The following is a 23,875-nucleotide window of genomic DNA, read 5'->3' as shown; positions in this document are numbered from 1 at the left end:
AAAGATGCAACCAATACTTTCGTTTAAAAATGGACAAAAGTTCCTAGTGGTTGGACTCTTTATTTTTTAACTAGGCTAAGTCTCCTGCTTTTACTTCTGGAAAATCAATTTCTGTTTCTGCAATATGATTGACATAGTTTGTTAAGGTGTTTGACACTACGTTTAACACCACTTCCAAGATATCTTCATCTGTATAACCTGCATCTTTTACTGCTTGTAAAGACTCTGCAGAAACCAAACCTCTTTTAGCCGTTACTTCTTGTGCAAATTTTAACCCTGCTTGTTGTTTTGCATCAGTTGCTTCTCCTTTACGACTTGCTATAATTTGTGTTTCATTCAACCCGTTTAACTTTCCTATTGCGGTATGTGCAGATAAACAATAGTTACAAGAATTTTCTTCTGCCACTGCCAAAGCCAATTGTTCTCTAAATTTGTTGGTAAAGTTTCCGCTAGCTGTTAACTCTCCCAAAGACAAATAACTTTTTAGCGTTGCTGGAGAATTTCCAAATACTTTAATTAAGTTGGGTATAAAACCTAATTTGTTTTCTACTGCTGTAAATAATTCTTTTGCCTCTCCCGTTGCTGTTGCCGGATTTAGTGTTTTAATTTTTGTACTCATAGTTTCTATATTATAATTGTTGTTTTTTGTTTTGCCTTATGGACACTACAAAGATGCAACCCACACAAGCCTTTAAAAATGGACAAAAGTTCCTAGTACTTGGATTGCTATTCATCCTCTAAAAACTTATGTTTGTTATGATAAAAACTATACCCCTAACGTATTTACTAGTATGACCGACTTATTACTTAAAGTATTATTACCCTTATCTCTTGCTATTATTATGTTAGGAATGGGAATGTCTTTAACTATTCACGATTTTACTCGAGTTTTTAGACAACCCAAATCTGTTGTTATTGGACTTTTTAACCAAGTTGTTATTTTACCTCTTATTGCTTTTACCTTGGCAATTGCTTTCCATTTAGACACAACTATGGCTGTAGGACTTATTATTTTGGCATCTTGCCCCGGAGGTCCTACTAGCAATATCATCACCCAAATTTGCAACGGAAATATTGCCTTGTCAGTTACATTAACTGCTGTTGCTAGTTTTTCAAGTATTTTTACAACTCAGTTTATTACAGCTTACGCTCTGTCTTATTTTGGCACATATACAGAAGCTGTTCTAGAGCTTCCGGTTTTAGATACTATGATCCAGATTATGATGATTACCGTGATTCCCATTTCTATAGGAATGACAATACGCTCTTACCAAACAAACTTTGCTCTTAGAATGCTAAAACCTATGAAAATTGCTTCTACCATTATTTTTATTTTAATATTTATTGGAATTATTGCTACTAATTTTAGCCAAGTAGGAAATGCCTTAAAAAGAGTAGGGTTTGTAACTCTTCTTTTAAATATTGGTATTATTGGATCTGGTTTTTTACTCGCTAAAATTTTTAAACTAGGAGTTAAAAATGCTATTTCTATTGGAGTAGATGGAGGAATTCAGAACGCTACCTTAGGATTTGTAATTGCCACCACCATTTTAGATAGTGTAGAAATGGCCATTCCTACTGCTGCCTATTCTATATGGATGTATCTTACAGGAGGTCTATTAATGTGGTATTTGGGTAAAAAGAACAAAGTAGCTATTTCTTCATAAGCTGCTTTACTTATTAATATTCTTTTCTAAACTGTAAGGGCGATTTGTTTTCTGCCTTGGTAAAAAATCGTGTAAAATAAGCAGCATCATTATAACCTAAATCATAAGCAATTTCTTTAACAGGTACATCCGTATAAATTAACTGACGTTTGGCTTCTAGTAGAATTCTGTTTTTGATAAAATCACTAGGTGATTCTGCTCCTACTCTCTGAAAATTTTTTGTTAACGATTTAGGAGATAAGGCCAATCGTTCTGCATATTCTGACACAGCATGCATGCTTTTAAAATTCTGCTCTACTAGTAAGCTAAAGTCTTTAAACAACTTTGTTTCTACATCCGTTTTGGTAGGAGCTAATCCTTTCTGAATTCTTACCGACAAAATAATAAACTGTTTTAAATAAGCCTGTAACATATCGTATTGAGCCACTTCGTTCTTCTGAAACTCTTCTTCCAAACTCTCTAAAATAAAACTCAATTTTAACGTATCTTTTTCACAAGGCTTTACATAAGGAGTCTCGTATACATTGTTAAACAACACCCCGTTACAAGCCACTGCTTTGTCATGGGTTTGAATACAGTAAAAATCTTTTACAAAACTAATTTTATAAGCTTCTTTTACACTTTCTGAGGCTACCGAAAAAAATTGTCCTGGCGATAAAAAGAACAATACGTTATTTTCAAAATGATATTTTTTAAAGTCAATATTATAAAAACCACTCCCCTCTTTTATCCAATAAATACTATAGGTATTTACCTGTTCGGGTTTGTTAAACACACAGGCATTTTCAAAATTCACACTACTTAACGAAAAAATATCTTTGTAACTGTATGTATTAATATCTTGAATAGCCATTATTGTTTTTTTAAGTTCTTGCTTGGTCGTTGCAAAATAGAAAAATTAACATTTTAAGCCACCAATTTAGCTTGTTAACTTGATTAGCATCAACAACAAAAAATGAGCTACGGTATCCTTTTTGCATTTATTACCACTACAAAGATTACTGTTTTAGGCATTAGAACAGAACTTTATATTGTATCACCAAAAACACATTTATGAAAATTTTAGTTATAGGAGCAAGCGGAAGAGTTGGAAAAATTTTAACTCAAAAATTATTAGACAACAAGCACGAAGTTATAGGAACTACCCGACAAGATGAAGTTCTTTTTGAAAACGAAAACTACACTCAGATTTCTCTTGATTTATTAGGAGAATTAGAAGATATGGAGGCTACTATTCCCAACGGTATTGATGCCTTTTATTTTGTAGCGGGCTCTAGGGCTAAAAACTTACTTGCTTTAGATTTACACGGAGCTGTAAAAACTATGAAAATTGCTGAGCATAAAAAAGTAAAACAATACATTATGTTAAGTTCTGTATTTTCTTTAGAAACACAAAAATGGAAAGAAGAAGGTTTTAACGAATTAAAAGATTATTACATAGCCAAACACTATGCCGATGAATGGTTAGTTAGAAATACTAAGCTAAACTACACCCTATTACAACCCAGTGCCTTAACCGAATCTAAAGGAACCGGAAAGATTGAAGTTAACATTCAGCACCCCGGAGAAAATCCTATAGAAGATGTTGCTAGTACCTTAGTTGAAGTTTTAAATCAAAAAACAGCCTACAAAAAAGTAATTACCATGCACAGTGGGGCTACTCCAATTCAGAAAGCAATTCAAAATTTACCTTTATAAACCCAAAAAGCCCAAGCAAGTTGCTTGGGCTTTTTTATTTCTATGCTAAGCTACTAAATACTAGCTATGTAATTGCTTAAATCATCATCTCTTTGCAGTTCCATTTTTTTTCTTATTCTGTGTCTAGAAATATGCACACTGTTTACTGAAATATTTAACAATCTAGCCATTTCTTTACTATCAAACTTTAATTTTATAAGCGCACAGTGCTTTTGCTCTGTAGGCGATAAGTTACTATGCTTTTCTTTTAACCTTTTGTAAAACCCTATATTCACCTCTGTAAAACGTAAATTAAAACTTTCCCATAAATCTTTATTTCCTCTTACAACTTCTTTTTTTATTGTTCTGTAAGACTCAGGACTACTATCCTTTAACAAGCTCAATAGCTTATCTATGTTTTTATCTTTTTCTATCAATTGCAAAGCAGACACCGTAAGCTCTTTACTCTTTGTCTCTAAAACAACATTTAGCTTTTCCTGATCGTGTTTAATTTTAATTTCATTTTTCTCTTGCTCTACCTCTAGCTTTCTAACTTTAGTTCTATAATACACCAAAATCACAAATCCAATTACCAAAAACAAAATAAATACAATCACAAAAATCAATTGTGCTTGTATTCTTTTCTTTTTTTCTATCAAATGATTTTGGTAAAAAATTTGTTGATCTTTTTTTAATAAATTTTCCTCATACTCATTTTTGATTTCAAACAACTGACTATTGTTTTGATTTCGCATACTAAACAAACTATCCGCTATTTTAGTAGATTTATGAAGATAGTAATATGCTGTATCTAATTTTTGATGGTATTGATACGTAAGTGCTATTTTTTTTAAAACATCAGACTTTATATCTGTATGAGCATTAAAATTTTCCAATTTATTTAAACTCTTTTTATAATACTCTCGCGCTTTATTAAATTCTGATTTCTGTGTGTATAAATCACCTAAAAAGGAATAAATAATTACTAAATAATGTCTGTCTTCCTTTTTCAAAAGATGTTCTGCCCTTAGCAACAAAGGTTCCGCAGCTTCTGTTTTTTGTTGCAAGAGAAACACTTTTCCTCTTTCCGCCAAAACATACGGATTCTCTTTAGATTTAAATTTTTCTTTAAATATGTACACGCAAGAATCTAAGTATTGTAAACTTTTCTCATAATCTCCAAATCTTCTATGTTGCACAGCCAAGTTGTAATAAGCCTTTCTTAAAAGTATTTTGTCTTTATTACTATCCTTAAATTGTTTTTTTACATGTTGCAAGGCTAATAACTTATGCTCAATGGCCTTTTTATGTTTCCCATAAATCCCATACAACCCTCCTAGTTCACTATGAATTGTTATCAATTGCTCCATTTCTCCATATGAATCTGCCAATGATAAAGCTTTCCACAAATCTCCATATGCCAACGTATACAATCCTTTGTTTTTATTTACATCCGCTTGTTTGATATATTTCTCTATCAAAACAATGGTATCAAAACTAGATGTTGGTGATTTTTCTTGAAGTTTTTTTAGCAAAAAATCACTTTCTATATTAGAAACTTTAATTCGTTTATTTTTATTGTTTCCCGAAACTTTAGAGGTAAACAATATTAAAACCGCAACAAAAAATAGATATCTTTTCATAATAGGCAATTTAGTCATTTTTATGGATTGATAAGGTGATTGACAAGCAAACACAGTGCATAAGGAGCTATTTGTAAAGTTATTGTAAAGTTAAAAACAACCTATTTTCTGAATTCATCATCTATTTTTGAAGAGATGAAAATCCTGTTACAAAAGCCTTTGAAAACTACAGATTCCAAAAGATAGGTACAGGCACAAAATTCTAACTTAATTTTTACTGAACAATTATGAAAAAACTTCTTTTACTACCATTCTTATTCTTTGCACTATTCACATCTTGTAACAAAGATGAAGAAGACACTTTTATACCTCCTACCGAAACACCTGCAGAAGAGGAGACACCAAATGAAGAAGAAACACCTACAGCATGTTTTATTACCCATAAAGATGGTTTGTTAATTATAGAAGGAGAAAGTTTTAATTTAAAAGGACAATGGAAAGTTGCATCAGACGAAAAAGCTTCGGGAGGAAAATACATACAATATATAGGAGCCAATAGTTACAACACCCAAAATTTAAATAACGAAATTAGTGTTAAATTTAAAGTTAGTGCTCAAGGAAATTATCTTGTGAGATGGTATATGAGACAACCCGAAGAAGAAGCTACAGGCGATTTAGCGAACGATGTATGGATTTATTTCCCTGGAAACCTAGGTAGAGCCTATATAGACGGAAGTCCTTATGTTTTAGAACACTACGAAAAATTTGTAAGTAGAAGCGGTAAAGATGGTGAATTTGCTTACGGAGGAGCTCTGGATCTTCATGAACCCAAAAAATCTAGCTCATGGATGAGAGTTGAATTTCCAGAAGCTGGAGAATATATCTTAAAAATTTGTGCAAGATCATCTCTATTTCAACTAGATAAAATTGTTCTTTCTAGTGGTATATCGGATACAGATGCTCAAGAAAATTCAAAAAATCTAACTGAAAGTACTACTTGTGATTAACCTCAACAACACTTGTCTTATATCACTTAATTTTAGCAAATGAAATCATTATTTTTATTCACTACTCTTTTCTACTTTTCTCTTAGCTCATCAGCTCAATTCTTAACTTACAATCAGAACAGAATTGCTTGTAGTGCAGATGGTAATGCACAACCAGATTTAGAGTACACTGGAAAATACAACTATGCAGATCCTGATGATTGGGGAGCTACTCCTGCTGCCTTGGCCATGTTGGCAAAAAAGAAACTACAAAATAAACTGGTTCATTTTTCTTATAACAACTTTATGCCATCACCTCCGCATACTACAGTAAGAAATTACATGAAAGAAGGGGTAAATGGAGCTATTGAACGATGGAATTTTAATTCTTCTGTTTTTTTTGATGTGGGTACTCACAAAGAAAAAGCCATTAAACACTTACAAAAAGAGCTAGAAAAATCCACCAAAAACAACCCTCTGTTTTTCATCAACATGGGACCTTCTGAATTTCTATACCAAGCTGTACAAAAAACGGTTAGCAACGGAAACATCAACTGTTTATCGCATGTCTATATTTTATCTCACAGCAATTACAACGATCATCACTTAAGAAGACCTAATCACCATAGCATTGAACAAGTAATAGAATTAAGCAAAAACCGATTAGCGTTTAAAAGAATTAAAGATCAAAACAACAAAAACAACCCTAACGAAGGTTGGAGTTCTAATCACAATTGGAGTCCCTGGGATTGGTTAAAAAATCATCCAAACCCAGACATTGCCTGGATATGGAAATGCATGCGCAAACACAAAGAAGATAGAGCAGATATTTCTGATGCTGGAATGATTTACTACTTACTCACTAATGATGAAGACGGAAATCCTCAAAAATTTAAAAGCTTTTTAGGTGATGAAATTTAAACATCCAAAAAATCAAATGATTTGTAAAATAGCATATATGTTCTAGTGAATTACGAATGAGCAACCTCAAAAACAAATAGTAATCTATAAATTAGTCCAACACATATTACTATGTTTTAAATGAAAATACAACTACATTTTATTCTAATTGCCTTTCTTTTTAGTGCTACTGTTTTTGGAAAAACTATTTATATTTCTACCAATGGTAACGATGCTAACAATGGAAGTATTCATCAACCCTACCTTACTTTTAACAAGGCTGTTTCTGTAATGAATGCAGGAGATATCTGTATTATTAGAGGGGGCGTTTATGAACAAGAATTTATTATCAATAAAAACGGAAACGCTTCTAATTATTTAACCTTTAAAGCAGCCGATGGCGAAAAAGTAGAAATTAACGCTACCAAAAGTCTAAACAATTGGCAACCACACAACGGCTCTATTTACAAAACCTCTGTAAACATGAATATAGAGAAAAGATTTAGAGCTGTTTATCACCATAATGAATTTATGGATTTAGCTAGATGGCCAAACAATACAGATAACAACCGTTGGACCATAAACTGTACTCCTGTTACCGGAGGTGATGGCACTCACTTTACAGCCGATAACATTCCTAATATAAATTGGACAGGAGGATTGGTTTATTATTTAGGGGCTCATTCTGGTGCTAGTTGGACTAGAACTATTACAGCCAACACCACTTCTAGAATTGATTTTACCGAAGTAGATATTAACAAATGGCCTTTTAGCACACACAACCCTACCACCTGGAGAAATTACCCAGGCAACCAAAGAGGACAAATGTATTTGTTTGATAAGTTAGAAGCTTTAGATTATGCTAGAGAATGGTATTACGATTCTACCAATCAAACCTTATATTTTCAACCTGCCGATGGAAACCTACCTAGTAATGGTACCGTAAAATACGCTACTCGAAAATATGCTGCTGAATTAAACGGGGATTATATAAAATTAGAAGGTATTGAATTTTTTGGAGGAGCTATTAAAATCCCCAACAACGCTGACTACAATCAAATCATCAACTGTACGATAACCCATGGTAGCGAAGGTCACGATTCACTTACCAATACCGGAGCTCAAGTTGGAGAAGCAGCCATAGAGGTTTTAGGAGATAATACACTTATTAAAGGATGTACCATTAACCACAGTTCTGTAAATGGTATTGTAATATCTGGATGGGCAGCTGATGATTGTACGGTGGAAGGAAATACCATTAGCAATACAGATTATATTGGAATACACGCATCTCCTATAAGAACTAGTGGAGACAGAATGAAAATACTTAAAAACACCATTTTTAACACAGGTAGAGATGGTATGTATGTTGCAGGAACAGACTCCGAAGTAGCTTATAACGATGTATCTCGATCTCAAATAATTAATAGTGATTCTGGTATTTTTTACACCGTTGGAAACAACAACCTTAAAAACAATGAAATTCACCACAACTGGTTTCATGATGCCACAGCTCCATCCTACTCACACAACCCTAGTGATCCAGCCAAAGCAGCTGGTATTTATTTAGACAACAATAGCAAAGGATATGTTGTGCATCACAATGTCATTTGGAATGTATCTTGGTCTGGTTACCAAGTAAACTGGAACAATACTCACTTAGACTTTTATCACAATACTATATGGAATGCTCAAACCGCAATGGAATCTTGGGTAAATGGGTACCCCCAACCTAACAATAAAATTTATAACAATTACGCAAACACGGGTAGTTGGCATACAGGTACAGGACCCAGTGAGTTTGACATTCAGAACAGTCCTATTTTTACAGATTCTCCTTTTGAAAATGCAGAAAATTTAAATTTCATGCCATCTGCAGGTAGCTCTTTAATTGATGCAGCTCCTATTATTAATGGCTTTACCAAACCTTACCAAGGTTCTAGCCCAGATATTGGTGCTTACGAACGTGGTGGTACCCGATGGACTGCAGGTATAAACGCTATTGAAGATACTGGAGAAGGGGAAGCATGGACGGTGTTTGACTCTCAATTCACCATTACTTCATACTCAGAAACCTGTCCAAACGAAAACAATGGAAAAGTAAGCATTTCTGCAGATATTACAGAAAACTATACTGTAACCTTTAACGGACAAACTACTGGTTTTACCAAAGAAATTACTCTAGAAAATATAGAACCTAATACTTATGATTTGTGTATTTCTTTACAAGGAAAAACGGAACAACAATGTTTTAAGGTTCAAATAGAAGAAAGTTCAAGTATTCATGTAGAATCCTCTTTAAAAAGCAATGGAACTTACGCTATTGAAATTAACAATGGTACACCCCCTTATAAAGTTTCTGTAAATGATGAATTGGTTCTTGAAACCACATCTACTTCTATAGAAATCCAAGTAAACCAAGGAGATGTCGTAAAAATAGCTTCCGAACCAAACTGCGAAGGGCTTTCTATAAACACTATAGACTACTACAGCAATGCAAAAGTTAGCCCTAACCCAACACATGGAGAATTTTATTTAACGGTTCCTGTTAGTAATGGAGAAGTTCCTGTAGAGATTTACAATGTACAATCTCAATTAATTCAATCTAAAACATGTACCATTGCAAATGGCCAAACTCCGTTAAACATCCAAAATCAACCTCCAGGAGTTTATTTTGTAAAAATTATAAGTAACAAACCTAGCGTACTAAAAGTAATTAAGAACTAAAAAAAGATTATACAAAAAAGCCTCAAACAATTAGCTTGAGGCTTTTTTATGATTTGTAAAAGTTACGCTTTTAAAAAATCTGTAACATTCTTATCTATTCTTTCTAACACATTAGAAATATCTGCTTTTACAAAATCTTCTCCTGTAATTTGCTCGTACAACTCAATATATCTATTAGAAATTTCTTCTATTTTTTCTTCAGTTAGTTCAGGAATTTGTTGTCCTTCTTTTCCTTGAAATCCGTTTTCTATCAACCATTGACGAACAAACTCTTTAGACAATTGCTTTTGAGCCTCTCCGTTGTTTTGTCTTTCTTGATAACCATCAGCATAAAAATAACGAGAAGAATCTGGTGTGTGAATTTCATCAATTACCACAATCTTACCCTCTGCTGTTTTTCCAAATTCATATTTGGTATCTACTAAAATCAATCCTCTTTCTGCAGCTAATTCCGTTCCTTTTGCAAACAAAGCCAACGTATACGCTTCTAATTGTTTGTAATCTTCTTCTGACACAATTCCGTTAGCCAAAATAGCTTCTCTAGAAATATCTTCATCATGATCACCTAAATCTGCCTTGGTTGTTGGAGTAATAATTGGATTTGGAAACTTATCATTTTCTTTTAATCCTTCTGGCATGGTAATTCCACACAACACTCTTTCTCCACTTTTATAAGTTCTCCAAGCATGACCTGTACAGTATCCACGTACTACCATTTCTACTTTAAAAGGCTCGCAAGCATAACCTATAGTTACATTAGGATCTGGTGTTCCCAATACCCAGTTTGGACAAATATCTTTGGTTGCTTCTAACATTTTAGCTGCAATCTGATTTAAGATTTGTCCTTTATAAGGAATTTGTTTTGGCATAATGACATCAAAAGCAGAAAGTCTGTCTGATGCTACCATTACTAATTTTTCGTTTACCGTATAAACTTCACGAACTTTTCCTTTATAAATAGCTGTTTGCCCTGGAAAATTAAAGTTGGTATCGTTAATTGTGTTACTCATCTCGGAATTTAATTTGATGCAAAAATAGGTATTTAGAATCAAGTATCTAGAATCTAGAATCAAGACTTTTATTCTAATTACTTCCTAAAGCTTAGCTCTTAAACTATTATCTCTTTATCTTACTCAGTTTCTATACTTTTATAAGCTGTAATAATTTCCTTAACCAAACGGTGACGAATGACATCTTTCCCATCTAAATAGACCTGAGCAATTCCTTTTACATCTTTTAAAGCCAACAAAGCTTCTTTTAATCCAGACACTTGTTTTCTTGGTAAATCTATTTGACCAGGATCTCCGTTAATTACAAACTTGGCTCTTTTTCCCATACGGGTTAAGAACATTTTCATTTGACTGTGAGTGGTGTTCTGTGCTTCGTCTAAAATTACAAAAGCATTGTCTAAAGTTCTACCACGCATAAAAGCCAATGGAGCAATTTGAATAACTCCTTTTTCCATATGCGATGCCAAACGTTCTGCAGGAATCATATCTCGCAAAGCATCATACAAAGGTTGCATGTAAGGATCTAATTTCTCTTTCATATCTCCTGGTAAAAAACCTAAGTTTTCTCCAGATTCTACTGCTGGTCTGGTTAAAATAATTTTTTTAACCTCTCTTTCTTTTAAAGCTCTCACAGCCATGGCCACCGCAGTATAGGTTTTTCCGGTACCTGCAGGTCCTACGGCAAACAACATATCGTTCACCGCTATGGCTTTTACCATGTTGTATTGGTTTTCTGTTTGAGGTTTGATTAATTTTCCTCCTACACCATGTACCAACACATCGTTTTTAAGACGTTGTTTTTGCAGTTCTATTTCTGATGACAATAAAAGTTGCTCTATACTTGTTTCATCTAACTTATTGTACTTGGCTAGATAGTTTACTAAAACTTCTATTCTCTTTTCAAATTCATCTAATAAAATGGCTTCTCCGTAAGCTTTAATTTCGTTTCCTCTAACTACCAATTTTAATTTTGGATAATAAGATTTAATCAAATTAATATGAGAATTATTAGGCCCAAAAAAGTCTATTGGGTTGATTTCCTCTAGGGTAATTAAACGTTCGTTCAAGCTAAAAATCTGTTTATAAATTGCAGCTACAAAGTACATAATTATCATTTACAATTCTGTAAATTTGCTTAGAATAATTCACAAAAACATCCTTACCGTTTCTACATATGGCATTCATCACCCTAACTACTGATTTCGGAAGAAAAGACCACTCTGTGTCGGCAGTAAAAGGAGCCATTTACAATTTATTACCTGAGACTACTATTGTAGATATTTCTCACGAAATCTCTCCTTTTAACATTACCGAAACGGCTTATATTTTAAAGAACGCATACAAGAGTTTTCCTAAAGGAAGCATACATATTGTAGGAGTAGATTCTGAAATGACTCCTGAAAACAAACACATTGCCTTGTTGTTAGACGATCATTATTTTGTTTGTCCCAACAACGGAATTATGTCTTTAATTGCATCGGAAATCAATCCTACAAAAATTGTAGAAATCAATATTCACGATCGTGTAGAGACTAGTTTTTCTGTGTTAGATGTTTTTGTAAATGTAGCTTGTCATATTGCTAGAGGTGGAACCTTAGAAGTGATTGGTAGACCTTTAACTGAAATTAAGAAAATGGTAGAACTGCAACCGCAAACCATCTCTGAAAGTAAAATTATTGGCTCTGTAATTTATATAGACAACTACGGAAACGTAATTACTAACGTTACTAGAGAATTGTTTCACAGTGTAGGAAAAGGAAGAGATTATGTAATTTCTTTAGGAAGATATACCTTAAAAAAAGTGCACAATAAATACAGTGACATTGTTAATTTTGATTTGCCAGACAACCAAAGAAACGTTGCAGGTAACAAAATGGCTCTTTTTAATTCAGGAGATTTTTTAGAAATTGCCGTCTACAAAAGTAATTTACAAACCGTTGGTGGAGCTTCTACCTTGTTAGGTTTAGATTACAGAAGTAGCATTAGCATCGAATTTAAGAAACCCACGCATCCTTAATGAAAGCTATTTTTAACAAAGAAATACAGTCCTTTTTTAACAACCCTGTGGGCTACTTAATCATTGCTTCTTTTTTATTAATGAATGCTTTATTGTTATGGGTTTTTAAAGGTTATAGCAATGTTATTTACACAGGCTTTGCCAACATTAATGCTTTTTTTGAAAACAGTGCGTTGCTTTTTGTTTTTTTGATTCCCGCCATTACCATGAAAAGTTTTGCGGACGAATACAGCAACGGAACCATTGAAATTTTAAAAACATTGCCTATTTCTCACACTAAAATAATCATTGGTAAATTTTTAGGTTATTTAGCTATTATTGCCATTGCTTTAGTCCCTACTTTTATTTTTGTTTACAGCACCTATCAATTAGGAAATCCTGTTGGGAATATAGATTTAGGAAGCACCTTTACCTCTTATATTGGCTTAATTTTAGTAGCGGCTACTTATATAGCTATTGGAATTTTTAGTTCTATTTATACTCAAAACAGCATTACTGCATTTATTCTTAGTATTCTTATCAATACTGTTCTTTACTTTGGTTTTTCTGCTTTAGAAAGCTTATCGGCTGCCTCAAATTTTGGATGGAACTCCTTTGGAATTCCACAACATTTTGAAAGTATTAGTAGAGGAGTTTTAGACACTACCGATCTCTTTTATTTTTTAAGCATTACTTTTCTTTTTTTAGGAATTACTAAATTACAGTTAGACAATGATTAAGAAAAAATACATCCTCTTATTTGTTTTCTTTGGTTTGATTCAGTTTATCATCAACCAAGTAAATTATCGATGGGATTTGACCAAGGATCAAAAATATTCTTTATCTACACCTACTAAAGAATTGTTAAAAACCATTGATAAAGACATTTATATTAGCGTGTATTTGTCTGGAAATCTTCCTTATGATTTTGAAAGATTGAGCAAGGAAACTGATTATTTTTTAAAAGAAATTACCGCTAAAAACTCCCATATTCATTATCGTTTTTTAAATCCCAAAAACAACGAAGAAAAACTAACTCAACAAGGATTAGCTCCTAGTAAATTAACAGTGCAAGAGGACGGAGTTGTTTCTGAAAGTATTATTTTTCCTTGGGCTATTGTAAAATATGGAGACCAGACTACTGCTGTTAGCTTGTTAAAAAATTCTTCTTTTAATGATGAAACTACACAGATAGAAAACTCTATCCAAAATTTAGAATTTGCTTTTGCCAATGCTATTCAGAAAGTCACCGCTACTAAGCAACAAAAAATTGCCATTCTTAGAGGAAATGGAGAATTGGAAGATATTTATCAATATGACTTTTTAAAAACTCTAGGACAAAATTATTTTTTAGCTCCTTTTACTTTAGATTCTGTGGCTAAACAGCCACAAAAAACATTAGCTCAGTTACAAAGTTTTGATTTGGCTATTATTAGCAAACCTACAGAAGCTTTTACAGAGGCAGAAAAATTCACCTTGGATCAGTTTACCATTAATGGAGGAAAAACACTTTGGTTGTTAGACCTAGTACACACCCCTAAGGATAGTTTAATGCAAAACGGAAAAGTATTAGCCTATCAAAGAGATTTGAACTTAACCGATTATTTATTTAATTACGGAGTTCGAATTCAGAAACATTTGGTGAGAGATTTGTATGCTGCTAAAATTCCTTTAGCTGTGGGTAAAGTGGGGAACAAAACTCAGTTTGACGAATTTTTATGGGATTATTATCCGGTATTAAAAACCAACAATCAACATGTAATTAACAAAAACATAGGAGAAGTAAAGTTGGAATTTACCAATAGTATAGACACTTTAAACCCAAACATTCAAAAAACTGTTTTGTTAGAAAGTTCTAAGCTAAGCAAAACCACATCGGTTCCAAGTTATGTAGCGCTGGCTAGTATAACACAAAGTTCTGACATTACAACCTACAATGCCGGTTCTAAAATTTTAGGAATTTTGTTAGAAGGAGATTTTTCATCGGCCTATAAAAACAGGATCAAACCTTTTGAAAATCAATTTCAAGAAAAAGGAACACAAAACAGCATGGTGGTTATTGCCGATGGCGATATTGCCTCTAATCAAATTAGCAAAGGAAAACCCTTGGAATTAGGTTTAGACAAATGGACCCAAGCTTATTATGCCAATAAAGAATTTTTAATTAACACAGTAAACTACTTGTTAAATGACACCGGTTTGATTCAGTTACGTGCAAAACAAATTGCTTTAGACAGCATTAACAGACCCAAAGCAACGCAAGAAAAAACCAAATGGCAACTTATAAATACATTTGTTCCTTTGCTCTTATTAGCGGTTTTTGGAGGTCTTATTTTCTACTATAGAAAATCTAAATACTAAGGAAAGGTTATTAACACTTTGGTTAATTATGTTCAAAACATTTCTTTGATTCATTGAGTTTTCCTCCTATATTAGCTATCACGAATCATGTATCATTACATACAACATAACCTATGAAATTTATAGTATCTAGCTCTCAATTGTTAAAGCAATTGCAAGTTTTAAGTGGTGTTATTAGCACAAGTAATACCTTACCTATTTTAGATAATTTCTTATTTGAACTAAGCGAAAACGAACTAAAAATATCTGCTTCAGATTTAGAGACTACCATGTCTACTACTATAGAAGTACAATCTGATAGCGAAGGATCTATTGCTGTGCCTTCTAGAATTTTATTGGATACGTTAAAAACGTTGCCAAATCAACCTTTAACTTTTAAAATTGAAGGAAGCAGTGAAGTAGAAATTACCTCTGAACAAGGAAACTACGGAATGCCTTATTTTGATGGTAGCGAATTTCCAAAAGCAGTAGCTTTAGAAAACCCAAGTACTACAGTAGTGCCTGCAAATGTACTGGCAAATGCTATTTCTAAAACTATTTTTGCTACAGGTAATGATGATTTAAGACCTGTAATGAGTGGAGTTTTCTTTCAGTTTGGAACAGAAAACTTAACCTTTGTAGCTACAGATGCTCACAAATTAGTAAAATATACTCGTACAGATGTACAAGCCGATGAAGTAGCTGAGTTTATTATGCCTAAAAAACCTTTGAATATTTTAAAAGGAATTTTAGCTACATCAGATGCAGAAGTTTCTATATCATATAACGAATCTAACGCAAAGTTTACATTTGACAATGTGGCTTTAATTTGTAGATTGATTGATGGAAAATATCCAAATTACAATGCGGTTATTCCTAAAGAGAATCCAAATAAATTAACAATTTCTAGAGGTTCTTTTTTAAACTCTACCAAACGTGTGTCTATTTTCTCTAGCAAAACAACACACCAAATTCGTTTAAAAATGGCAGGAACTGAATTGAATATTTCTGCAGAGGATATTGATTTTTCTAACAAAGCCAACGAACGTTTGAATTGTGATTATCAAGGTGATGATTTAGAAATTGGATTCAACTCTCGTTTTTTAACAGAAATGTTAAACAACTTATCCTCTGACAACGTACAATTAGAAATGTCTTTACCTAACCGTGCCGGAATTTTAACTCCTGCAGACGGAACAGAAGAAGGTGAAGAAATTACCATGTTAGTAATGCCTGTAATGTTAAGCAACTAAACATTACATAAAACTATATTAAAAGCGTTTTGCAATCTTTTGCAAAACGCTTTTTTCTTTACCTTTAACCAAGCTTAAAACAATTGCTTATGAATTTCCTTGCTCACTTATATTTAGCAGCTACTGATAAAGAAATTATCATTGGAAATTTTATTGCGGATACAATTAGAGGAAATAAATTTCATCACTTTTCCGAGAAAATTCAGTTTGGCGTTAGAATGCACAGAGCTATAGACGTTTTTACGGATGAGCATCCTATTTTTAGACAAAGTAAAAGAAGATTAGATCCCAAATACAGATTGTACAAAGGAGTGATTATAGATATTATTTACGATCATTTTTTGGCCAAAAACTGGGAACAATACTCTTCTACCCCCCTAAACCTTTTTAGTCAAGAAGTATATGCTTTGTTGCATGAGAACTTTGATATTCTTCCGGACAGAGCCAAACATTTATTGCCTTATATGTCAGACCAGGATTGGTTGTACAACTACAGAACTACAGATGCAATTACTAGTGTTTTACACAATATGAATGTAAGAACCAAAGGGTTGTCTAAAATGGACGAGGCTATTGTAGACCTTACCGAGAATTACACTATTTTTGAACAAGATTTTACTGCTTTTTTTGAGGAACTTCGAATTTTTAGCACTCAATACTTAGAAAACTATGACCGCAAAAACACTTAGTAACGGACTTTTAAGAACCCTTGGTATTTTAGTAGGTATTATTGGATTACTTTGGTTTTTTATACAAATACAAACCATTGTTGTTTATATTATTATATCGGCTGTTTTGGCTTTAATTTCTAGACCAGGAGTTCGTTTTTTAACACAAAAACTAAAGTTTAACAACACCTTAGCCGTGGTAATTACCATTCTCCTATATAGTTTTTTTACACTACTTGTTTTTAATGCTTTTACTCCTTTGATTAGTAAGCAGAGTGAAAACATTGCCTTGTTAAATTCTGATGAGTTTAAAAACAACATAGAAAAACTAAGCAACGAGGTGAATGATTATTTACTTTTTCACAATATTGACATTTTAGAAAAGACCAAAAACATAGATTTTCTACCAAGCCTAAAAAACATTCCCAATATTTTAAATGTTATTCTAAGTAAAATAGGTTCTTTTAGTATGGGACTGTTTTCCGTTTTGTTTATTACCTTTTTCTTTATGCTAGACTCTAGAATTTTATCTAGAGGAACCTATGCTTTTATTCCTAAAGTACATGTATTACACGCTGCCAGATCTATAGAAACTATTAAAGATTTATTGTCTAGATATTTTATTGGTTTGGTTATTCAAATTTCTGTTTTATTTACTATTTACAGCATTGTATTAAGTGTTTTTAATATTGAAAATGCTATTATTATTGCTTTTTTATGTGCCTTGTTTAATCTTATCCCTTATATAGGACCTTTAATTGGTGGTTTAATCATGTTTGTTTTGGCTACCACTAGCAATTTAGATTTAGATTTTCAAACTCAAATTCTACCAAACTCTTTATACATCATGGGAGGTTATTTAACGGCTCAGTTAATTGATAATTTTGTGAGTCAACCTCTTATTTTTTCTAAAAGTGTAAAATCGCATCCTTTAGAAATTTTCTTAGTTATTATGATTTTTGGAAGCTTGTTTGGTATTATAGGAATGGTCGTTTCTATACCCGCCTACACAGCCATTAAAGTTATTGCTAAAGAATTTTTTAATAAGTACAAAGCTGTAAAATTACTGACTAAAGATTTTTAATTTGAACCCTTCTATTCTTTTACCTGAAGTTCAGGATTTCATTCATCAAAACCTTAAAGCCGATATTACTAAATTGGTTTTAAAAGGCTCTCCTTTTCCTACTATTAACACTACAGAATTAATAGAGCAAATAGAAGCCAAAAAGAGATGTGAAAGAAAACTCCCTACCTGGTACAACACAAGTGCTATTTATTTTCCCAACAAATTAAACATAGAGCAAACCTCCTCAGAAGCTACTGCTGCTTACAAAAGTAAGTTGATGAGTGGAACTTCTATAATTGATATTACAGGAGGATTTGGAGTAGATTGTTATGCATTTTCCAAACAGTTTGACTCTGTAACTCATTGCGAACTAAACGAATCTTTATCTGACATTGTAAAACATAATCTTAAAAGTCTTAAGGTTGATACTATTAAAACACACAAGGGTAATGGAGTAACCTATATTACAAACAACAACACTCATTACGATTGGATTTATGTAGATCCTTCGAGAAGAAATGATGTTAAAGGAAAAGTCTTTTTATTAGAGGATTGCTTGCCCAATATTCCTTTGCACTTAAATGCATTGTTAGAAAAAAGCAATAATATTCTCATTAAAAACTCCCCTCTAATTGATCTTACAAGCTGTATTAACGAACTTTCTTTTGTAAAGGAAATTCATATTATAGCACTTTACAACGAGGTAAAAGAAGTTTTAGTTCACGTAGAAAAAGAGTACCAAGGAACGATACAAATTCACGCTGTTAACCTTCAAGAAACAACCGATGAATTTAGCTTTACTTATCAAAAAGATTATAATGTAGTACTCTCTGAGCCTTTAAAATATATTTATGAGCCCAACAGTGCTATTTTAAAATCAGGTGGTTTTGAGGCCGTTTCTGAATTGTTTGACCTATACAAATTACACAAACACTCTCATATATATACGTCCGCATCAGAAATCACATTCCCAGGTAGAAGTTTTGAAGTTTTGGAAATATTGCCCTACAATAAAAAGCAACTTTTAAAAAAGTTACCTCATAAAAAAGCAAACATAACAACGCGTAACTTTAAAGAAAGTGTTGCTAGCATCCGAAAGAAAACAGGAATTAAAGACGGAGGATCTGTTTACTTATTTTTTACCACAAACAAAAAAGAAGAACAAATTGTTCTTCTTTGTAAAAAGTTATAACGAATGTATAAAGTGCTCTATTTCTGTATAAATAAAACTTAGCTTTTCTTTTGTTATCACATAAGGTGGTAAAATATATAATGTATTCCCTAAGGGTCTTAGAAAAATTCTCTTGGACATAAAATGTTTAAAAATCACATTCCTTTCTTTACCATATCTATCAATATCAATATTTAAATCAATTGCTAATATGGCTCCCAAAGTTCTAACTTCTGTAACTTTTGTATGACTTTTAATTTTTGAAGCAAAATTAACATGAGATTCTTCAATCATCTGAATTCCTGCCTGAATTTCTTTAGATTGCACCAATTCAATACTTGCAATAGCGGCAGTACACGCTATAGGATTTGCAGAATAGGTATGACCATGAAAAAAACCTTTTGCAATTTCATCAGCATAAAAAGCATCATATATTTTTTGAGAACAGGTAGTTAAGCCCATAGGTACCATACCTGCTGTTAATGCTTTGGATAAACACATAATATCTGGCTTATGAACCAAATAGTCCGAAGCAAACAACTTTCCTGTTTTACCAAAGCCTGTCATTACTTCATCTGCTACACAGACTACATCGTGCTCTTGTGCATAGGCTATTAATTCATCTAAATATTTTGCTTTGTACATATGCATACAATTGGCTCCTTGCACTAAAGGCTCAAACACAAAACAAGCTACTTCTTTTGTTGCAATCAACCTTTTAAACTCTGTAACTACCAAATCAAAATTATCATCGTTCGGAACTTGAATCCTATCTACATTTAAAACAACATCTTCAAAAGGACCATTGTATACATCTAAACCAGATACAGACATTGCTCCAAAAGTATCTCCATGAAATGCATTTTCAAAAGCAATTATTTTTAACTTCTTTTTTTCTTGATTAAAATGATATTGCAAACTCATTTTAATAGCAATATCTACTGTGGTAGAGCCATTGTCTGAAAAGAATATCTTTTGTTGATTTTTAGGTAAAATCTCCATTAGCTTTTCCGACATTTCTACAGCTGGCTTGTGGGTAAAACCTGCAAATACAATTTGGTCTAACTGAGTTATTTGCTCTGTTACTTTTTGAACCACATGTGGATTGCAATGTCCATACACACAAGTATACCAAGACGATATAGCATCTACATATTTATTTCCTTCCTCATCGTACAAATACACTCCATTAGCTTTTACAATTCCCAAATGTTCTTTGGTCATTTTGTGTTGGGTTAAAGGATGCCATAAATGTTTTTGATCTCTTGAATTTAAACTCATGCCTAAAAAATTTATGCTAAAATAATCAATGAAACGCTAGTACATTAAAAAAGGAGGCTCTAATTAGAGCCTCCTTTTTTAATGTTATTTTTAGTTGTTTTTTATTCCTCTTGTTTAGAAATTATTCTAAACTCTGTTCTTCTGTTTAACTGATGCTCTTTCTCACTACAAATCACCCCTTCTACACATTGATTCACCAAATTGTGCATTCCATAACCTTTGGCTTTTAATCTCTCTAAAGCTATTCCTTTAGAAACTAAATAATCAACAACTGCATTTGCTCTTTTATCAGACAACATTTGATTCCAAATTTCACCTCCTCTTACATCTGTGTAGGAATTAACTGCAATCACTATTTTTGGATGTTTGTTTAGAATCTCTATTAATTTATTTAACACTAATTCAGATTCATTATCAATTTTTGATTCATCAAAGCTATAATAAATTGGTTCTATATTTAAAACCTTAAGAACCTCTTTAACCTTTTTCTTTTTGATTATTTCAGTTAGACTTAAATTTACTTTGTTTGAAAAATATCGAATTCTAGGTGTGGTTATCAAAATAGAATCCCCTAAATAATTCTTTTTAAGAGCTACTAATTTAAACTTTTCATCAGCTTCTACTTTTAGACTAGAAGTAAACATTCCTTTAGGATTGGTTTGTAAGGAATCTACTAAAATCCCACTTTTATAAATACCAATTTGAACATTAGACAACGGCTCTTTTGTTGTTTTGTTTTTTACAAGTCCTGTAATGTTCTGAAGACTGTTTAACTTTAAAGCATATATATCATCATCTCCTCTTCCTCCATCTCTATTAGAAGAAAAGAAACCATGATTAGCTTGTGATAAAACAAAGCTAAAATCGTCTTTTAATGAATTTACAGGGGACGGTAATTGATAAACACTATCTAAAGAATTGGTTAAAGACACCCCATATACATCTAATCCTCCTTTACTTCCTTGTCTATTAGAAGAAAAATACAAAGTCCCATCAATATCAACAAAAGGATAAACCTCATCCTCTGAAGAGTTAATTCTATCCCCTAAATTAACAACATCTCCATAGTGATTGTACCCTAAAATAGCCACTTTGTAAAGATCCATTTTTCCTTTTCCTCCTGGTCTATCAGAAACAAAGTACAACGTTTGGTCGTCGTCAGCTAAGGTTGGTTGCCCTATAGAATGTCTTCTATCGTTAAATTGTAAAAGCTTGATATCTTTGATAGCACCATCAACCACATCGGCACCATATAATTGAATCTTTTGATAGTTTCTTAGTCCTTTTCCAAGTTTTTTTTCACCACTAGTAAAATAAACATACTTACCATCTTTAGTAAAAGCAAAGTCTGCCTCTTGAAACCCAGAATTTAAATCCATAGAGAATTTATCTACATTAACAAGATCCCCATGCTTTGTTACCAAGCCTTGAGTTAACTCTATACGTGAAGATTTTTTTGAACTAGCCACACTTTTATAATCAGGTCCAGAGTAAACAACCATTGTATCATTTATATAGCTTGTACCATATTCACGATACTTTGTATTAAGTTCTAATGTTCTTAATCTATACTTCTGATCTTTATATGTAGCTTTAGCATCTTTATACTGAGAAAAAACTGTAGATGTTAAGGTAAAAAAAGATACAATAAGTAATAATCTTTTATTGATTTGCATATTTTTTTTCGTGCAAAAATACACATTTATCATCAATAAAAATGATAAATGTTAATATTTTAATATTGCGAGAAAAAAAACTAAATAATAAACTCCTTTAAATGAATGTTTTGTAACTCTTTAGAAAGAGTCGTAATGGTGGACTTATCTACCACAGCTTGTTCACTTACTCTAGCAATTACAGGTACTCCACTCATTTTTTTAATAATATCTTCTGTAGATTTATGTTCATCACCACTAAAAATGATTCCAATTTTAAATCCTTTTTGCTTTAACAATTCTAAAGTCATTAAAGTATGATTGATACTTCCTAAATAGTGTCTAGATACCACAATTACAAAAGCATCCTTTGGAATAATATCTAAAATGGTTTGCGTATTGTTAATAGGAACTAAAATACCTCCAGCACCTTCAATCACCAAAGTATTATTAGTCGTCTGTGGAATATTAATTTTATCTGTCTCTATTGTAATATTTTCTATCTCTGCAGCTGCATGAGGACTCATAGGTGTTTGTAAAGCATAGCTGTTTGGAAAAAACTTTGATACTGTATTAGACACCAATCCTTTTACTTTATCCATATCAGAATAGTCTAATTCCCCTGCCTGAATAGGTTTCCAATAATCTGCTTTTAATGCTTCTACTAAAACCGCCGACACTAGTGTTTTACCTACATCGGTAGAGATACCTGTAACAAATATATTTTTTGACATTATGCTTCTTTTAAATTTTTAACCAATGTGTTTAATACCAAATTCACTTCTTTTTTAGTATTAAAAGCATGTAAACAAAAACGCAATCTTTCTTTCCCTTTTGGAACTGTTGGAGATAGCACTGCTTTTACATTTACACCTAATTCTTGAATTTGTAAGGCTACATTTTTAACTTGAGTATTTCCAGAAATCACGCAACAGTGAATTGCACTATCGCTGATTATGAAAAAATCATCTAATTGTAACTCTTTTATTTGTAGCTTAAAATAAGAGATGATAGCTCTTAACTTTTCTATGGCATTTGTTTTACCTAATTCTAGATAAGCAGCTTTTATAGTAGCTACAGCATGCAAAGGAATCGCTGTTGTATAAATAAAAGATCTAGAAAAATTGATTAAATAATCTCTTAACATTTTAGACCCTAAAACCACAGCTCCATGCCCCCCTAATGCTTTTCCAAATGTGTGTACTCTAACAAATACATCAGCCTCTAAACCAAACTCACACACCAAGCCTTGTCCGTTAGCACCATACACTCCTCCAGAATGTGCTTCATCAACAATTAAATGCGCATTGTATTTCTTACACAGGTCTACTATATCTTTTAACGGAGCTTTATCTCCATCCATAGAGTAAACAGTTTCAATAGCGACATATAGTTGATTTGCATTCTCTTTCCAACGAATCAGTTTGGCTTCTAAATCAGATAGATTGTTATGTTTAAACTTATAAGTATTGGCTGTACTCAATCTAATTCCATCTCGTACAGAGGCATGTATCAGTTCATCAAACAGCAACACATCTCCTTTTTGTAACATGGAAGAGAAGACACCTACATTAGCATCGTAGCCTGAGTTAAACAACAAAGCTGCTTCTGCTTTATGAAACACTGCTAGTTGTTCTTCTACTTCTAGATGTAATTTATGAGTACCCGAAATTAATCTAGAGCCCGTACTTCCATTCCAACCCAAATTTTCTTCTAAGAAACTTAATGCATTCTCAGCAATTGTTTTAGATCTAGAAAACCCTAAATAATCATTTGAATAAAAATCGACACCTTCTTGAAATAGACTTAAAGATCTAAAAGAATTCTCTTGATTTCTATGATTTAGTTTTTCTTGTAAAGATATAGGAAGTTTATACATAGGTTGCAAAAATAAA

21 protein-coding genes are annotated in these 23,875 nt (G+C 32.4%); 12 read left to right on the top strand and 9 right to left on the bottom strand.

Going from position 1 to position 23,875, the window contains the following annotated elements:
• Positions 1-70: 70 nt before the first annotated feature.
• Positions 71-619: a carboxymuconolactone decarboxylase family protein gene (locus GGR97_RS01740; RefSeq protein ID WP_167896693.1), complete on the bottom strand. Its 549-nt coding sequence runs from the start codon at positions 617-619 to the stop codon at positions 71-73.
• A 172-nt stretch (positions 620-791) separates the two neighbouring features.
• On the opposite strand from GGR97_RS01740, the gene GGR97_RS01735 reads away from it, so the two are divergent.
• Entirely contained in the window at positions 792-1,667 is an 876-nt protein-coding gene (locus GGR97_RS01735) for a bile acid:sodium symporter family protein (RefSeq protein WP_167896692.1), read from the top strand.
• Between the two features lie 13 nt (positions 1,668-1,680).
• Here the strand turns inward: GGR97_RS01735 and GGR97_RS01730 are convergent, their stop codons facing one another.
• On the bottom strand, positions 1,681-2,520 hold the full coding sequence (locus GGR97_RS01730) for a helix-turn-helix domain-containing protein (protein ID WP_167896691.1): 840 nt from the start codon (positions 2,518-2,520) through the stop codon (positions 1,681-1,683).
• A gap of 200 nt (positions 2,521-2,720) precedes the next feature.
• On the opposite strand from GGR97_RS01730, the gene GGR97_RS01725 reads away from it, so the two are divergent.
• Positions 2,721-3,365, top strand: a complete 645-nt coding sequence (locus GGR97_RS01725) for an NAD(P)H-binding protein (RefSeq protein ID WP_167896690.1) — start codon at positions 2,721-2,723, stop codon at positions 3,363-3,365.
• A 53-nt stretch (positions 3,366-3,418) separates the two neighbouring features.
• On the opposite strand, the gene GGR97_RS01720 is transcribed toward GGR97_RS01725, so the two are convergent.
• A complete protein-coding gene (locus tag GGR97_RS01720) occupies positions 3,419-4,987 on the bottom strand; it encodes a tetratricopeptide repeat protein (RefSeq protein ID WP_167896689.1) in 1,569 nt (522 codons plus the stop codon).
• Between the two features lie 227 nt (positions 4,988-5,214).
• Between GGR97_RS01720 and GGR97_RS01715 the strand changes: the two genes are divergently transcribed.
• From GGR97_RS01715 to GGR97_RS01705, 3 genes are all read left to right on the top strand, one after another.
• Positions 5,215-5,934 carry a hypothetical protein gene (locus GGR97_RS01715; RefSeq protein WP_167896688.1) on the top strand — a complete coding sequence of 240 codons (720 nt, stop codon included), beginning with the start codon at positions 5,215-5,217 and terminating at the stop codon, positions 5,932-5,934.
• A gap of 39 nt (positions 5,935-5,973) precedes the next feature.
• On the top strand, positions 5,974-6,834 hold the full coding sequence (locus tag GGR97_RS01710) for a hypothetical protein (RefSeq protein ID WP_167896687.1): 861 nt from the start codon (positions 5,974-5,976) through the stop codon (positions 6,832-6,834).
• A gap of 120 nt (positions 6,835-6,954) precedes the next feature.
• A complete protein-coding gene (locus tag GGR97_RS01705) occupies positions 6,955-9,540 on the top strand; it encodes a right-handed parallel beta-helix repeat-containing protein (RefSeq protein WP_167896686.1) in 2,586 nt (861 codons plus the stop codon).
• A gap of 62 nt (positions 9,541-9,602) precedes the next feature.
• Here GGR97_RS01705 and GGR97_RS01700 read toward each other — a convergent pair whose 3' ends face one another.
• Positions 9,603-10,550: a phosphoribosylaminoimidazolesuccinocarboxamide synthase gene (locus tag GGR97_RS01700; RefSeq protein ID WP_167896685.1), complete on the bottom strand. Its 948-nt coding sequence runs from the start codon at positions 10,548-10,550 to the stop codon at positions 9,603-9,605.
• Between the two features lie 119 nt (positions 10,551-10,669).
• The gene (locus GGR97_RS01695) at positions 10,670-11,617 is read right to left on the bottom strand and encodes a PhoH family protein (protein WP_167896684.1); all 948 of its coding nucleotides are present in this window, start codon (positions 11,615-11,617) and stop codon (positions 10,670-10,672) included.
• Positions 11,618-11,724: 107 nt separating this feature from the next.
• Between GGR97_RS01695 and GGR97_RS01690 the strand changes: the two genes are divergently transcribed.
• The 7 genes from GGR97_RS01690 to GGR97_RS01660 all read left to right on the top strand — a co-directional run bounded on the left by GGR97_RS01690 (position 11,725) and on the right by GGR97_RS01660 (position 19,065).
• Entirely contained in the window at positions 11,725-12,567 is an 843-nt protein-coding gene (locus GGR97_RS01690; protein ID WP_167896683.1) for an SAM hydrolase/SAM-dependent halogenase family protein, read from the top strand.
• On the top strand, positions 12,567-13,286 hold the full coding sequence (gene gldF, locus GGR97_RS01685) for a gliding motility-associated ABC transporter permease subunit GldF (protein ID WP_167896682.1): 720 nt from the start codon (positions 12,567-12,569) through the stop codon (positions 13,284-13,286). Before GGR97_RS01690 ends, gldF begins: the two co-directional genes overlap by 1 nt.
• Entirely contained in the window at positions 13,279-14,907 is a 1,629-nt protein-coding gene (gene gldG, locus GGR97_RS01680; protein ID WP_167896681.1) for a gliding motility-associated ABC transporter substrate-binding protein GldG, read from the top strand. The genes gldF and gldG overlap by 8 nt, the downstream gene beginning before the upstream one ends.
• 113 nt (positions 14,908-15,020) lie before the next feature.
• A complete protein-coding gene (dnaN, locus tag GGR97_RS01675) occupies positions 15,021-16,139 on the top strand; it encodes a DNA polymerase III subunit beta (protein WP_167896680.1) in 1,119 nt (372 codons plus the stop codon).
• An 89-nt stretch (positions 16,140-16,228) separates the two neighbouring features.
• Complete coding sequence (locus tag GGR97_RS01670) at positions 16,229-16,828, top strand: acyl carrier protein phosphodiesterase (RefSeq protein WP_167896679.1); 600 nt, start codon at positions 16,229-16,231, stop codon at positions 16,826-16,828.
• Positions 16,809-17,891 carry an AI-2E family transporter gene (locus tag GGR97_RS01665; RefSeq protein WP_167896678.1) on the top strand — a complete coding sequence of 361 codons (1,083 nt, stop codon included), beginning with the start codon at positions 16,809-16,811 and terminating at the stop codon, positions 17,889-17,891. The genes GGR97_RS01670 and GGR97_RS01665 overlap by 20 nt, the downstream gene beginning before the upstream one ends.
• Position 17,892: 1 nt before the next feature.
• Positions 17,893-19,065 (top strand): THUMP-like domain-containing protein, encoded by a 1,173-nt coding sequence (locus GGR97_RS01660; protein WP_167896677.1) that lies wholly within the window; start codon positions 17,893-17,895, stop codon positions 19,063-19,065.
• Here the strand turns inward: GGR97_RS01660 and bioA are convergent.
• The 4 genes from bioA to GGR97_RS01640 all read right to left on the bottom strand — a co-directional run bounded on the left by bioA (position 19,060) and on the right by GGR97_RS01640 (position 23,859).
• Positions 19,060-20,325 (bottom strand): adenosylmethionine--8-amino-7-oxononanoate transaminase, encoded by a 1,266-nt coding sequence (gene bioA / locus GGR97_RS01655; RefSeq protein ID WP_167896676.1) that lies wholly within the window; start codon positions 20,323-20,325, stop codon positions 19,060-19,062. The genes GGR97_RS01660 and bioA overlap by 6 nt on opposite strands.
• A 101-nt stretch (positions 20,326-20,426) precedes the next feature.
• Positions 20,427-22,001, bottom strand: a complete 1,575-nt coding sequence (locus GGR97_RS01650; RefSeq protein ID WP_167896675.1) for an OmpA family protein — start codon at positions 21,999-22,001, stop codon at positions 20,427-20,429.
• Between the two features lie 80 nt (positions 22,002-22,081).
• On the bottom strand, positions 22,082-22,714 hold the full coding sequence (gene bioD / locus GGR97_RS01645) for a dethiobiotin synthase (protein ID WP_167896674.1): 633 nt from the start codon (positions 22,712-22,714) through the stop codon (positions 22,082-22,084).
• Positions 22,714-23,859: an aminotransferase class I/II-fold pyridoxal phosphate-dependent enzyme gene (locus GGR97_RS01640; protein ID WP_167896673.1), complete on the bottom strand. Its 1,146-nt coding sequence runs from the start codon at positions 23,857-23,859 to the stop codon at positions 22,714-22,716. The genes bioD and GGR97_RS01640 overlap by 1 nt, the downstream gene beginning before the upstream one ends.
• Between the last annotated feature and the right edge of the window lie 16 nt (positions 23,860-23,875).

The sequence above is a fragment of the Wenyingzhuangia aestuarii genome, from assembly GCF_011927765.1.
Taxonomy (GTDB): Bacteria; Bacteroidota; Bacteroidia; order Flavobacteriales; family Flavobacteriaceae; genus Wenyingzhuangia; species Wenyingzhuangia aestuarii.
This window is presented reverse-complemented; position numbering and strand designations above follow the sequence as displayed.

What these genes read in the sequence shown, in the direction of transcription:
- GGR97_RS01640 (WP_167896673.1), bottom strand. Translation starts at nt 23,859, where the DNA reads ATGTATAAACTTCCTATATCTTTACAAGAAAAACTAAATCATAGAAAT.
- GGR97_RS01715 (WP_167896688.1), top strand. Translation starts at nt 5,215, where the DNA reads ATGAAAAAACTTCTTTTACTACCATTCTTATTCTTTGCACTATTCACA.
- GGR97_RS01650 (WP_167896675.1), bottom strand. Translation starts at nt 22,001, where the DNA reads ATGCAAATCAATAAAAGATTATTACTTATTGTATCTTTTTTTACCTTA.
- GGR97_RS01735 (WP_167896692.1), top strand. Translation starts at nt 792, where the DNA reads ATGACCGACTTATTACTTAAAGTATTATTACCCTTATCTCTTGCTATT.
- GGR97_RS01720 (WP_167896689.1), bottom strand. Translation starts at nt 4,987, where the DNA reads ATGAAAAGATATCTATTTTTTGTTGCGGTTTTAATATTGTTTACCTCT.
- GGR97_RS01690 (WP_167896683.1), top strand. Translation starts at nt 11,725, where the DNA reads ATGGCATTCATCACCCTAACTACTGATTTCGGAAGAAAAGACCACTCT.
- GGR97_RS01710 (WP_167896687.1), top strand. Translation starts at nt 5,974, where the DNA reads ATGAAATCATTATTTTTATTCACTACTCTTTTCTACTTTTCTCTTAGC.
- gldF (WP_167896682.1), top strand. Translation starts at nt 12,567, where the DNA reads ATGAAAGCTATTTTTAACAAAGAAATACAGTCCTTTTTTAACAACCCT.
- GGR97_RS01740 (WP_167896693.1), bottom strand. Translation starts at nt 619, where the DNA reads ATGAGTACAAAAATTAAAACACTAAATCCGGCAACAGCAACGGGAGAG.
- dnaN (WP_167896680.1), top strand. Translation starts at nt 15,021, where the DNA reads ATGAAATTTATAGTATCTAGCTCTCAATTGTTAAAGCAATTGCAAGTT.
- GGR97_RS01665 (WP_167896678.1), top strand. Translation starts at nt 16,809, where the DNA reads ATGACCGCAAAAACACTTAGTAACGGACTTTTAAGAACCCTTGGTATT.
- GGR97_RS01705 (WP_167896686.1), top strand. Translation starts at nt 6,955, where the DNA reads ATGAAAATACAACTACATTTTATTCTAATTGCCTTTCTTTTTAGTGCT.
- GGR97_RS01670 (WP_167896679.1), top strand. Translation starts at nt 16,229, where the DNA reads ATGAATTTCCTTGCTCACTTATATTTAGCAGCTACTGATAAAGAAATT.
- gldG (WP_167896681.1), top strand. Translation starts at nt 13,279, where the DNA reads ATGATTAAGAAAAAATACATCCTCTTATTTGTTTTCTTTGGTTTGATT.
- GGR97_RS01725 (WP_167896690.1), top strand. Translation starts at nt 2,721, where the DNA reads ATGAAAATTTTAGTTATAGGAGCAAGCGGAAGAGTTGGAAAAATTTTA.
- bioD (WP_167896674.1), bottom strand. Translation starts at nt 22,714, where the DNA reads ATGTCAAAAAATATATTTGTTACAGGTATCTCTACCGATGTAGGTAAA.
- bioA (WP_167896676.1), bottom strand. Translation starts at nt 20,325, where the DNA reads ATGAGTTTAAATTCAAGAGATCAAAAACATTTATGGCATCCTTTAACC.
- GGR97_RS01730 (WP_167896691.1), bottom strand. Translation starts at nt 2,520, where the DNA reads ATGGCTATTCAAGATATTAATACATACAGTTACAAAGATATTTTTTCG.
- GGR97_RS01700 (WP_167896685.1), bottom strand. Translation starts at nt 10,550, where the DNA reads ATGAGTAACACAATTAACGATACCAACTTTAATTTTCCAGGGCAAACA.